Consider the following 11615-nt stretch of genomic DNA (forward strand, 5'->3'; position numbering starts at 1 on the left):
CTATTCCACAAAAAAATGGAGATATCTTTCTTTATTATCAGATATCTCCACCCGCAGCTCGTTATATTTTCCTTTTTTTATCAGAATATTCCATTTAATTCCACCGGATATGTGGTTTCTCCCTGATGAAATTCCATTGCAATAATCTGCTTTTGTGGAACGCGTTCCTTTCCCTCTATCAAATTAATTACTGTATCTGTACATGTATTTGCCAGAAACTTAACATTCTGATCGATACAGGTAACCTCCGGATAACAAAGTCTGGTAATGTCCATTCCATCATATGTTACAACCTTCAGATCCTCCGGTACTCTTTTTCCGGCTTTCATGGCAAGATGCATATAACACAGAGCCGGCTGATCGGCAGCAAAAACTCCATCAATCCCGTCACATTTCCGAATCGCTTCTTCCGCAGCATCCCAATAGGACTGATGATCAAATTTGTTCCATTCCATCATCAGATCCACCACTTCGATTCCATGTTCCGCAAGAATAGACTCAAAGATCGCATGTCTGTTATTAGCTGCCACATTAGGTGCCACTCCTGTGATATGAAGAATCTTTTTGCATTTGTTCTTGATCATGATCTCTGCCGCCAGTGTCCCTCCATAAATATGGTCGGATCCCACCATCGGAATCTCAGGTCCAAAATCCTGATCCAGGGAAACAATGGTATGCTTTCTCTTCCGATATTCCTCTACATGAAGTGTATGGGATCCTGTTATGATCCCGTCTACCATATTCCTGTCCAGCATGTTCAGATAGTCCAGCTCCCGGTTGCTGTTTCCGATGGTATTGCAGATCATTGCCTTATACCCTTTATTATAGAGTGCTATTTCTGTCTCTCTGGCAAAAGAGGAAAAAAATGGATGATCCAGATCCGGCACCAGCACTCCTATGATTCCGGTCCGGTTTTTAAACAGATTACGTGCCAGTTCATTTGGCGTATACTGCAGTTCCTGGATTGCCTGCTCGATTTTCTTTCTTGTGTCTTCCGCAACATACCCGCTGCCGTTTATTACTCTTGATACAGTTCCTACTCCTACACCGGCCTTCTGTGCCACATCTCTGATACTAGCCATACATTCCTTCCTTATAATATATCTCTTAAAACTTTTTCAAATTCCAACTTGCCTACAGCACTGAAATTTGGACATCTTTTTTATAATTAATGATTATAGCATACCAAAAATTTCTTTACAATCTTCCCTTCGGCTGAAAAACAGAGTATTTTTCGTCATTTTGATGGAACGGGTTCCTTTTCAGGTTTTAGATTTTTTTACTGATCCTGAATCCTTTTCTGTTTTATCCGCGTTATAATATATGAACGGGAAACAATACCGGAGATGGTCTTCCATATTCATCCGGCAAAAAATACAGAAGGGGGCTGATCATATTTCACAGGAAGAATATTTGAAATATCTTTTGGAGCAGTATCAGAATCTGATCTACTCCATCTGCCTGAAATCTGTAGGAAACCCTTTCGATGCGGAAGATCTGACTCAGGAGGTATTTTTATCTGCTTATAAAAATCTTTCCCGTTTTGATGGTACTTACGAAAAAGCATGGCTCAGTAAGATTGCAGTACGGAAGTGCCTGGATTTTCTGAAAGCAGCCGGGCGGCGCAGTATCCCTACGGAAGATGTTTATTTTTCTCAGATACCGGATACATCATCGACTCCAGAGAATATGTATCTGAAAACAGATTCTGACCAACAGGTATACGCTCTGTGTCAGCAGCTTAAGAGCCCCTACAAAGAAGTTGCTGTTTCACATTTTTGTATGCAGCTGTCAGTTACTGAGATCGCCCGGCAGACTCAGAAAAATCCCAAAACAATCCAGACACAGCTTTACAGGGCAAAAGCTATGCTGAAAAAACTTCTAGTACCATCAGTAAATATAAAAGAAAGGAGCCGTTGATATGCATATTCCAGATAAAACCCTGGAAAATTTTTCAGATAATGCTAAGATGAATACAGACGAAATGATCGCTTTTCTGGAACATCTGGATCAATGTGATTTCTGTCTGGAGCAGATGATTGCAGAAGAAAGTAAAAGCGCAGAAACTTCCGCTCCTGCCTATCTTTCCGAACAAATCCTGCAGCGTGCGGCTGCTCCGGATATCCAGGCTGTCCAAATGGTGAAAAAAACCTCTCGGCAGATGCAGTTATTTTACTATGGGCTTCGTACTGCTACAGGAGTCATTGCAGCACTTCTCCTCCTGTTTACAGTACAGCGCATGGATTTCAGTGTACTTCGTACTTTTTCCTATTCAAAAGTTCAGGAGTATTCTGAAGACGTAAAACGGGAAAAACCTTCTGCACATATCTCCCGTTTTACAGAACACATAAACTCAGACTTCTCCCGGGGGCTGAATGCAGCTTTTAGCTATATTGAAGACTTTTCAAATAAATTATTTAACGGAGGATTTTCAAAATGACAAAACAAAAAAAGGGATTTTTACTTTTTCTCTGCTCACTGATCCCAGGTGCCGGTGAGCTGTATATGGGTTTCCGTAAACAGGGACTCAGCATCATGCTGCTGTTCTGGGGCTGTATTTTCTTTTCCGGATATTCCGGGATCGGATTTTTTGTTATGTTTCTTCCTATTTTATGGGCTTACAGCTTCTTCAATGTACACAATCTGAAATCATTATCAGAAGAAGATTTTTATTCCGTAGAAGATGCTTACATTCTCCATATGGATCAGTTTATTGACAATACCGATCATTTTGTGCGGAAATACAAAAAAATCATCGCCATACTGCTGATCATCTTCGGTGTTTCTATTCTCTGGGATAATGTAACCGATTTGATCCGCTGGATCCTTCCTGAGTATGTAGTAAGCTTTTTCAGCCATATCTTTTACACCCTTCCGTCTATTATTATTGCAATCGTCATCATTGCCGGAGGAGTCCATCTACTGAAAACGAAAAAACTGGAACTTGAGGATGAAAACGAAAAAGCAGCAGACACAAAACAAGAAGAACATTACTGGGAACCTTACCGCCCATATCAGCAGACCACTGTCTCTGATGCAGAAAAGACAGCATCTGAGACAGAAGGAATTGTGTCTGAACAAAAGGACACTGCTACAGAGCAAAATACTGCTTCTTCCGAAACAGATACCGTTTCACCTGCCGGGAATACAAAAATTGAAGAATAAAATATATTTGTCTGAAAAGGCAGGAGCCATAGCATATACTACGGTTCCTGCCTTTTTCTTTTTATCTGACTATAAACAACAGCCAACAGATATTTACAATTCTTTTGTAACCCGAAGCCTTGTCATAGCTCTTGCCAGAGCCAGCTGACTCATACGGTATTCCTGGATACTCTGCTTCTGCCTGAGCTGTTCCTCCGCACGCTCTTTTGCCTCCTGTGCTCTCCGCACATCGATCTCTTCCGGACGTTCCACTGTCAGACAAAAGATTTTTCCACGATTATTGATCATTTCTACAAACCCTGAGCTTACCGCTACGACAACCTTATTTCCCTCATCATCTTCATAACGCATTTCACCTGGGACAATTGCTGCGATCAGGTTTGCATGATGGGCCAGAAATGCCTTTTCTCCATCTTCAACCGGTACGGTCAGTGATCTGGCTCTTCCGGAAAAAAACAGCTTATTACTGGCATAGATTTCCAAACCAAATGTACTTTCCATAAGCTCCTCTCCTTACTGCTCAATGGTTTTGGCTTTTTCGATCACTTCATCAATGGTACCCACATTAAAGAAAGCATTCTCAGGATACTGATCCATTTCTCCGTCCACGATCATACGGAAGCCTCGGATTGTCTCCTTCAGCGGTACATATTTGCCGGGGATACCGGTAAAATTCTCTGCCACATGGAAAGGCTGGGACAAAAATCTCTGGATTTTTCTTGCACGGTATACGGTATTTTTATCCTCGTCAGACAGTTCCTCCATACCCAGGATTGCAATAATATCCTGCAGCTCTTTATATTTCTGAAGAATCTCCTGTACCCGGCGGGCAACATCATAATGTTCCTGACCAACCACATCTGCCTCCAGAATACGAGAAGTAGATTCCAGCGGATCTACTGCCGGATAAATTCCCTGCTCCACAATTTTTCTGGAAAGAACTGTTGTCGCATCCAGGTGGGCAAAGGTTGTTGCCGGCGCCGGGTCTGTCAGGTCATCAGCCGGCACATAAACTGCCTGTACAGAAGTTACGGAACCAGATCTGGTGGATGCAATACGTTCCTGAAGCTCTCCCATTTCCGTTGCAAGCGTAGGCTGGTATCCTACAGCGGAGGGCATACGTCCCAGAAGAGCTGAAACTTCAGAGCCTGCCTGTACAAAACGAAAAATATTGTCAATAAAAAGAAGAACATCTCTGTGTTCTGTATCACGGAAATATTCCGCCATGGTAAGACCGGTCTCCGCAACACGCATACGGGATCCCGGCGGCTCATTCATCTGTCCGAACACCAGGGCTGTTTTTTCCAGTACGCCTGATTCCTTCATCTCTGACCAGAGATCATTTCCCTCTCTGGAACGCTCTCCTACCCCTGTAAAGATAGAATAGCCGCCATGCTCAGTAGCAATATTCTGGATCAGTTCCTGGATCAGCACAGTTTTACCTACACCGGCGCCGCCAAACAGACCGATCTTACCACCTTTGGCATAAGGAGCCAGAAGGTCGATGACTTTAATTCCCGTCTCCAGAATCTCTACTGCAGGGCTCTGATCCTCAAATCCCGGGGGATCTCTGTGGATTTCCCAGTGTTCCTTACCTTCCAGAGAGTCTCCACCATCTACCGTCTCTCCCAGAACATTAAAAAGCCTGCCCAATGTGCACTCTCCTACAGGAACCTTGATCCCGCTTCCCGTAGCGATTACTTCTCTGTCTCTCTGAAGTCCCTCGCTGGCACTGAGCATAATACACCGCACCTCACGGTTTCCCAGATGCTGAGAAACTTCCATAATACATTTTTTTCCATTATTCTCTACTTCCAGAGCTTCTCTGATATCCGGGAGCTCCCCATTTTCAAAAACAACATCTACAACAGGTCCCATAACCTGTATGATCTTACCTTTATTCATCCTAGTCACTTCCTTTTCTGAGCCTTTGCACCACTGATCACCTCTGTGATCTCCTGTGTGATAGCAGCCTGCCGCGCCCGGTTATACTGTATGGAAAGTTCCTGCAGCATTTTTTTTGCACTGTCAGTAGATGCCTGCATAGCAGTCATTCTGGCATTATTCTCACTGGCATAAGCCTCAACCAGACATCCATAGATCACGCCGGTCAGATAATTGGGGATCATCGTATCAAGTACTACGTCTGCTGAAGGATACATTTCAATCTCTTCCTGAGGAGCTTCCACAGGAATCTGAAAAGGGGAAAAACTTGTTTTTTTAAGAGGAAGAAGCTGCATGTCCACAGCTTCCATTACCGCAGCGTTCTGCATCTGTGTATAAACAATATGTACCTCATCCAGTTCCCGCTCCAGAAATGCTCTTACAATCTCCTCACTGATCAGCCTTGCCCTGTGCATGGTAGGCTTCTGTACTGTATAACGAAAGCTTCCGTCTACGTCTGCATTCTTTTTTTCATAATACTGGCGTCCTGTCATCCCCAGCACATACAGCCGATGATAACCAGGTGTTTTTTCCATAAATTCATCTGTAAGTTTGGTGATATTATGATTGTAGGCTCCTGCCATTCCTTTGTCTCCGGTAACTACAATGATCCCTGTCTTTCTTTCCCCGGCAGGAACCAAATGACGGACACTGAAAAACGGATGCTGGATATCCGGAACGTGCCGCAGGATCCTGGCTATGGCTCCCTGCATGTTATAAAAATAAGGTTCCGTATCTTCCAGTATCTTTTTGGCTTTTTTCATTTTGGAAGAGGAGATCATATACATGGCATTGGTGATCTTCATAGTATCCTGGACACTTTTTATTCTGCTTTGGATTTCTCTTGCATTTGCCATAACTTCCTCCTGCTGCTCCTACTCTGCTGCCTGACGTGCTCTAAACTCTTCCGCCACCTGAAGGATTTTTTCTCCAAGCTGATCAGAAAGAACTTTTGTCTCGTCAATTTCTCTTCCAATTTCAGGATAAGCGTTGTCAAAATACTCCAGAAGTTCCTTCTGATAAGTTTTCAGCTTACGTGTTTCCACATGAACCAGCGCCTTATGTGTGGCTGTCCACAAAGTGATCACCTGCTCATGAAGCTTCATCGGACTGCACAGAGGCTGCTTCAGAAGCTCCATCAGGCAGCTTCCATAACGCAGCTGCGCTTTGGTGGCCTCGTCAAGATCAGAACTGAACTGGGTAAATACTTCCATTTCCCTGTACTGCGCCAGATCAATACGGATACTTCCGGATGCTTTTTTCATGGCCTTTGCCTGGGCAGCACCGCCTACACGGGAAACCGAAAGTCCCACATTGACTGCCGGACGCATGCCGGAAAAGAAAAGATCACTTTCCAGAAAAATCTGTCCGTCGGTAATGGATATCACATTTGTAGGAATATACGCAGACACATCTCCTGCCTGGGTCTCAATAATAGGAAGGGCAGTGATAGAACCTCCGCCTTCTTTGTCGCTTAACCGGCTGGAACGTTCCAGAAGTCTGGAATGAAGATAAAATACATCTCCCGGGTATGCCTCACGTCCCGGAGAGCGTTCCAGCAGCAGAGACAGCGCACGGTACGCCACTGCATGTTTGGAAAGATCATCATAAACAATCAGTACATCTCTGCCCTTGTACATAAAATATTCAGCCAGAGCAGTTCCTGCATAAGGCACAATATACTGAAGCGGAGCACAGTCACTGGCTGTAGAAGTAAATACTGTGGTATATTCCATGGCTCCATGTTTTTCCAGAGTGGAGACTACTTTTGCCACTGTAGAAGCTTTCTGTCCAATGGCCACATAAATGCAGATCACGTCCTTCCCTTTCTGGTTCAGGATCGTATCAATGGCAAGGGAGGTTTTTCCAGTCTGTCTGTCGCCGATGATCAGCTCCCTCTGTCCCCGTCCAATTGGAAACATAGAATCAATGGACAGGATTCCTGTTTCCATAGGCACAGTAACAGATTTACGGTCAATAATACCCGGAGCCGGATATTCTACCGGGCGATATTCCTCCTCCCGGATTTCTCCTTTCCCGTCTACCGGAGCTCCCAGGGCATTTACGATTCTTCCAATAAATCCCTCTCCTACAGGGATACCTGCCTGTCTTCCTGTTCTGGTGACTCTGGTTCCTTCCCGAATACCGGAATCACTGCCAAAAAGGATACATCCCATACTATTGGAACGGATATCCTGTACCATACCTTTCAGACCGTTTTCAAAAACCACGACTTCTCCGTACATGGCATGATCGATTCCGTAGACTACGGCAATTCCGTCTCCCACGGAAATGACAGTGCCTACCTCCTGGTTTTGGCTTATTTCATCATAATTCTCGATTTCTTCTTTTAAAATTGAAATAATCTCATCTGGATTAATCGCACTCAAATGGTTCACCTCCGTGTAAGCTTTTGGCGAAGTCTGAAATAGCGTCCTCTCAGACTCCAGTCAAATTCTTTTCCACCTGCTCTTAAAATAAATCCGCCTATCAGGCTTTTATCTTCTGTTATCCGGATTTCTGCTGTTTTCACATGAAACTCTCTGCAGAGAAAAGTCTGTATTCCTTCCAGCTGCTCCTTCTGCGGCGGTGTGACACAGATAATTTCCGCCTCCAGGATTTTTTTATCTCTCATGCTCATGCTTCTGTAAGCCCGGAAAATTTCTTTCCATACTCCCATCTTTTTATGCCGGCATACTACCTTCAAAAAAGAACGGATCTCCTTGGGAAAGATCCTGTCGATGATATCCTCCATGGCCTCAAAAGCGATCAGAGGATTTTCCAGGCATCGGATCAGTTCCGGATTTTCCTGAAGCAGTCTTTCGGATTCGTTTACTGCTTCTTCCGGAACAGGAAGCTCATACAGAACCTTTGCGTAGTTAACAGCTGCTGTCGTCATGGGGATCACCTGCTTTTTTTATAAATTGATCATACATGGCAAGATCCTGATCAGATCCGGCCTGTCTGTCCAGAATTCTGGACGCCGCCTCCATGGCCAGTCTGCCAACCTCTCCCTGCATCTCTTTCATCGCCATTTCCCTCTCGGCAGAGATATCATCTCTGGCCTTTGCCAGCATCCTGTCAGCTTCAGCCCGTGCCTCCTGTGCAGTCTGCTCTGCCTGAGCCTTTGCCTCCAGCTTTGCTTTCTCCACGATCCGGCAGGAATCCTCCTTGGCGGATTTCAGAGCAGTTTCATACTTTTTCTGAAGCTCATTTGCCCTGTCTTCTGTCTTTTTTGCCTCTTCAAGCTGCTGTTCCAGCATCTGCTGTCTCTGATCCATAACATGGATCACCGGACCAAACAGAAACTTCTTCATCAGAAGATAAAGAACCAGCAGGTTAATGATGGTAAAAACAAGATTCATATTAATCTGAATCATCGTCTGTACCTGCCTTTCTCTTTATGTAGTCGTCGATCAGCCAAGCATTACTACGATCAGAAGACCTACAACAAAACCAAAAATAGCAGTACCCTCTGCCAGCGCACAGCCAAGAAGAAGGTTTTTGCTTATCTTACTTTCTGCCTCAGGCTGTCTTGCAATTGCTTCTACGGCCTTGGATGTTGCAAGGCCAATACCAACACCTGCTCCAATACCGGTTAATGCTGCGATACCTGCTCCAATAGCGATTAAACTTGTCATAATATTTTTCCTCCTGATTCATAATGAATATCGTATTTTTAAGGCTTATCAGCCCAGGTCAGTCCATGGTCTCACTCATGAACATAGCTGTCAAAAAGACAAAAATATACGCCTGTATAAAACCATCAAAAAAATCAAAATACAGGCTGAATGGAATCGGCAATATTGCCGGACACACAAATTCTACAAGCGCCATAACCACAAATCCTCCAAGAATGTTCCCGAAAAGCCGGAAACAAAGCGCTGTAGGACGGATAAAAACCTCCATGATGTTCATAGGAAGCATCACCGGAATCGGATCCAGAAAGCTCTTAAAAAAGCCTTTCAGTCCTTTCTTATGGATACCGCAGTATTCAATGAGAAACATGCTCATAAGAGCCAGGGCAAGGGTAACATTCAAATCCTTGGTAGGTGGCTTCACACCAAAAATACCCGATACATTGGAAACTCCCAGGAAAATAATGACGGTCATCATATAGGGGATATAACGGTCGCCTTCTTCTCCCAGTATTCCCCGAAAGAATTTCCGCAGAGAATCAATCCCTGCTTCCAGAAGAAGCTGTTTCTTTCCCGGATTCATGACCTTCAGATTCCTGGTAAGGATCAGAGACAGGACTACCAGGACTGCCATGATCACCCAGGTGACAACTACAGATTCAAATACCGGAATGCCCTTTCCTATCGGAATGGTAAACACTGTCCGACAGTTCAGTTCTTCTTTTAATACTTCTGTTAAACTGTTCGTTTCACTCCCTCCTTCTTGTTTGTCTGACCGGTAAGATCAATTTTCGATTTCTTTATTTTACTCTTTTGTTTTCTAAAGTCAATATTTTTCTTCACTATTTTGCACAAAAAAAGGACGATATTTTTATGCAAATCGTCCAATTCTGTTTCGTGACCGTCTATAAATCAACATATAGGTCAGTATCTGTATTTTATATTTTCAGAGATACTTCTCCATAACACAGCAATGTCTCTGTTCCGTCTTCCTCCCGTATTTTTAAACGTCCATCCGGACAGATTTCCAGAGCATCGGCAAAGCGTGTCCGCTGACCGTCCAGAATCTGTATCCTGTGTCCGGGCACTAAATTATTCATAAAATATTCCGGCGGGATTCTGATCTCCCGGGTTTCTTCTAAAAGACAATTGATAAGAGCTGCTGCAAGTTTGTTTCTGTTTATTCCCTCTGCATCCTCACGTTTTTCATATAAGGCTCCTGCTACACCCTCAAGCTCTGCCGGAAATCCTTTCTCCGGCTTATAAAGGTTCAATCCGATTCCAACAACTGCAAACTGGATTTCCCCGCTCTCAAAATCTGTCACCGCCTCCGTCAGGATACCGCCGACTTTCTTTCCATGACAGTAAAGATCGTTGACCCATTTAATATCAAGAGAGATGCCGGTGATCTCCTTCACTGCTTTATGAACAGCAGCTGCTGCCTGTGCCGTCAGAATCAGATTTTCTCTGAGACTGCCCTTTGGCTCCAGAATTACGCTCAGATAGAGTCCACTGTCCTTTGGAGAAAAAAACTGTCTCCCCTTCCTTCCTCTTCCAGAATTCTGTTGATCAGCCAGAACTGCGCTTCCATGATGTGCTTTTCCTGAAACAGCCGCTTCCTTAGCTGCACGATTAGTAGAACCAACCTCCGGATATACCTGCAGATAAACCTCCTGTTTATCTAAAAAAGGGCGTATTCCCTCTTCTGCAAGCAGGTTGCTGTCTTCAGAAAGCATATATCCTCTGTTAGGTCCGGCTTCAATTTCATACCCTTCTTCACGAAGTACTTTCACTGCCTTCCATACTGCTGCCCGGGTACAGGAAAGTTCCTCCGCGATTCGTTCTCCCGACAGAACCTTTCCTTTATTTTGTTCCAGAAGTTCTAAGAGTCTGGATCTTACTGTCTTTTTTGCTGCCATCTTTGTCCTCATATCCTTCCAGTGCCTGTTTTAAAAATACTCCATATTCTCTGCGTATCTTTTCCGGTGAAAGAATCTTTACACTTTTTCCAAAACCTGCAAGCCATCCAAAAAACTCACGTCCCACACAGACATGCCCCTGAAATGTAAAGTGCTCCTCATCAGAAGGTAAAATTACCGCCTCCTGTCCGAAATATTCCATTACTTCGCTGATCATGGAATTCTCAAATTCCAGTTTCACCAAAGCATCTTTTCTCCTGGACATTCCAAATGTTCCTACAGAAAATTTTCCCAGATCAAAATCCCGGAAAATCGCCGCACCGTTACGGCTTTCTTTTTCCAGCTTTACCTCCTTTATCCTGTCCACGCGATAGTGTCTGGCAATGCCGCTGTTCTCATCTATTCCCAGAAGATAATATCTGTCATGATCCCACATCATTTTCCAGGGACTTACCCGATATCTCTGACCATTATTTTTTGCGTGCATTTTTTTTGCAAGTGTCCATTCATAATATCGAAAGCTGATCTGGCAGTTCTCTGTGAATGCGTCATAAATCTTTTCTACATTCACGTAGATCTCCTCATTGGGTGTCTTGACACCAATTCCTTTCAACATCTGGTTCTGAAGCTTTCGGTTTTCCGGATCACTTGCAAGATTTTCCAGCTTTTTCACAAGTTCCTGCGTCTGTCTCTCCGTAATAAAACGGGAAGACTGCACTGCATCCATCAAAAATTTCAATTCCGGTAATTCAAAAGCACGGTCTTCCAGATAATAGCCTGCTCTGTTGACCCTTCTGTTCCCTATTTTTAATCCAAAATACCGAAGTGCTTCTATATCATCATAAACAGTCTTCCGTTCTGCCTTGATTCCCCAGGAACGCAAAATTGACACAATTTCTCTTACAGATATTCCATGGTCTCTGTCGGTTCTTTCCCAAAATATTTTCAT

At 43.9% G+C, this 11615-nt stretch carries 13 protein-coding genes and 1 pseudogene; 3 read left to right on the plus strand and 11 right to left on the minus strand.

Annotated features, from left to right (window positions below; all coding sequences use genetic code 11):
* Positions 1–80: 80 nt before the first annotated feature.
* Positions 81–1082, minus strand: coding sequence for a LacI family DNA-binding transcriptional regulator (locus RDS42_RS07310; RefSeq protein WP_308783058.1), 1002 nt, complete (start codon positions 1080–1082; stop codon positions 81–83).
* 331 nt (positions 1083–1413) lie between these two features.
* Here RDS42_RS07310 and RDS42_RS07315 point away from each other — a divergent pair, with 331 nt between their 5' ends.
* Genes RDS42_RS07315 through RDS42_RS07325 form a run of 3 tightly spaced genes read left to right on the plus strand, consistent with a single transcriptional unit; the run spans position 1414 to position 3165 of the window.
* Positions 1414–1920: a sigma-70 family RNA polymerase sigma factor gene (locus tag RDS42_RS07315; protein ID WP_308783059.1), complete on the plus strand. Its 507-nt coding sequence runs from the start codon at positions 1414–1416 to the stop codon at positions 1918–1920.
* Between the two features lies 1 nt (position 1921).
* Entirely contained in the window at positions 1922–2440 is a 519-nt protein-coding gene (locus tag RDS42_RS07320) for a hypothetical protein (protein WP_308783060.1), read from the plus strand.
* The gene (locus tag RDS42_RS07325; protein ID WP_308783061.1) at positions 2437–3165 is read left to right on the plus strand and encodes a hypothetical protein; all 729 of its coding nucleotides are present in this window, start codon (positions 2437–2439) and stop codon (positions 3163–3165) included. Before RDS42_RS07320 ends, RDS42_RS07325 begins: the two co-directional genes overlap by 4 nt.
* A gap of 93 nt (positions 3166–3258) precedes the next feature.
* On the opposite strand, the gene atpC is transcribed toward RDS42_RS07325, so the two are convergent.
* From atpC to RDS42_RS07375, 10 genes and pseudogenes are all read right to left on the minus strand, one after another.
* Positions 3259–3666 (minus strand): ATP synthase F1 subunit epsilon, encoded by a 408-nt coding sequence (gene atpC / locus RDS42_RS07330; RefSeq protein WP_308783062.1) that lies wholly within the window; start codon positions 3664–3666, stop codon positions 3259–3261.
* Between the two features lie 12 nt (positions 3667–3678).
* Entirely contained in the window at positions 3679–5070 is a 1392-nt protein-coding gene (gene atpD / locus RDS42_RS07335; RefSeq protein ID WP_308783063.1) for a F0F1 ATP synthase subunit beta, read from the minus strand.
* Positions 5071–5075: 5 nt separating this feature from the next.
* Entirely contained in the window at positions 5076–5966 is an 891-nt protein-coding gene (atpG, locus tag RDS42_RS07340) for an ATP synthase F1 subunit gamma (RefSeq protein WP_308783064.1), read from the minus strand.
* An 18-nt stretch (positions 5967–5984) separates the two neighbouring features.
* Positions 5985–7499, minus strand: coding sequence for a F0F1 ATP synthase subunit alpha (atpA, locus tag RDS42_RS07345; RefSeq protein ID WP_308783065.1), 1515 nt, complete (start codon positions 7497–7499; stop codon positions 5985–5987).
* Between the two features lie 5 nt (positions 7500–7504).
* On the minus strand, positions 7505–8008 hold the full coding sequence (gene atpH / locus RDS42_RS07350) for an ATP synthase F1 subunit delta (RefSeq protein ID WP_308783066.1): 504 nt from the start codon (positions 8006–8008) through the stop codon (positions 7505–7507).
* A complete protein-coding gene (gene atpF / locus RDS42_RS07355) occupies positions 7989–8489 on the minus strand; it encodes a F0F1 ATP synthase subunit B (protein ID WP_308783067.1) in 501 nt (166 codons plus the stop codon). Before atpF ends, atpH begins: the two co-directional genes overlap by 20 nt.
* Before the next feature lie 36 nt (positions 8490–8525).
* On the minus strand, positions 8526–8750 hold the full coding sequence (gene atpE, locus RDS42_RS07360; RefSeq protein ID WP_308783068.1) for an ATP synthase F0 subunit C: 225 nt from the start codon (positions 8748–8750) through the stop codon (positions 8526–8528).
* A 58-nt stretch (positions 8751–8808) separates the two neighbouring features.
* Positions 8809–9468, minus strand: a pseudogene (locus RDS42_RS07365) (F0F1 ATP synthase subunit A); the annotation flags it as partial.
* Positions 9469–9685: 217 nt separating this feature from the next.
* The gene (locus RDS42_RS07370) at positions 9686–10666 is read right to left on the minus strand and encodes a biotin--[acetyl-CoA-carboxylase] ligase (RefSeq protein WP_308783069.1); all 981 of its coding nucleotides are present in this window, start codon (positions 10664–10666) and stop codon (positions 9686–9688) included.
* On the minus strand, positions 10611–11615 hold a 1005-nt coding region (locus tag RDS42_RS07375), incomplete at its 5' end, for a WYL domain-containing protein (RefSeq protein WP_308783070.1). The genes RDS42_RS07375 and RDS42_RS07370, both read right to left, overlap by 56 nt.

Source organism: uncultured Blautia sp., from assembly GCF_902497045.1.
GTDB lineage: Bacteria > Bacillota > Clostridia > Lachnospirales > Lachnospiraceae > Blautia_A.

Excerpts from the sequence above, each read along its gene's own strand:
- RDS42_RS07320 (WP_308783060.1), top strand. The coding sequence starts at position 1,922 with ATGCATATTCCAGATAAAACCCTGGAAAATTTTTCAGATAATGCTAAG.
- atpE (WP_308783068.1), bottom strand. The coding sequence starts at position 8,750 with ATGACAAGTTTAATCGCTATTGGAGCAGGTATCGCAGCATTAACCGGT.
- atpG (WP_308783064.1), bottom strand. The coding sequence starts at position 5,966 with ATGGCAAATGCAAGAGAAATCCAAAGCAGAATAAAAAGTGTCCAGGAT.
- atpF (WP_308783067.1), bottom strand. The coding sequence starts at position 8,489 with ATGATTCAGATTAATATGAATCTTGTTTTTACCATCATTAACCTGCTG.
- atpH (WP_308783066.1), bottom strand. The coding sequence starts at position 8,008 with ATGACGACAGCAGCTGTTAACTACGCAAAGGTTCTGTATGAGCTTCCT.
- RDS42_RS07310 (WP_308783058.1), bottom strand. The coding sequence starts at position 1,082 with ATGGCTAGTATCAGAGATGTGGCACAGAAGGCCGGTGTAGGAGTAGGA.
- RDS42_RS07325 (WP_308783061.1), top strand. The coding sequence starts at position 2,437 with ATGACAAAACAAAAAAAGGGATTTTTACTTTTTCTCTGCTCACTGATC.
- RDS42_RS07370 (WP_308783069.1), bottom strand. The coding sequence starts at position 10,666 with ATGGCAGCAAAAAAGACAGTAAGATCCAGACTCTTAGAACTTCTGGAA.
- atpC (WP_308783062.1), bottom strand. The coding sequence starts at position 3,666 with ATGGAAAGTACATTTGGTTTGGAAATCTATGCCAGTAATAAGCTGTTT.
- atpD (WP_308783063.1), bottom strand. The coding sequence starts at position 5,070 with ATGAATAAAGGTAAGATCATACAGGTTATGGGACCTGTTGTAGATGTT.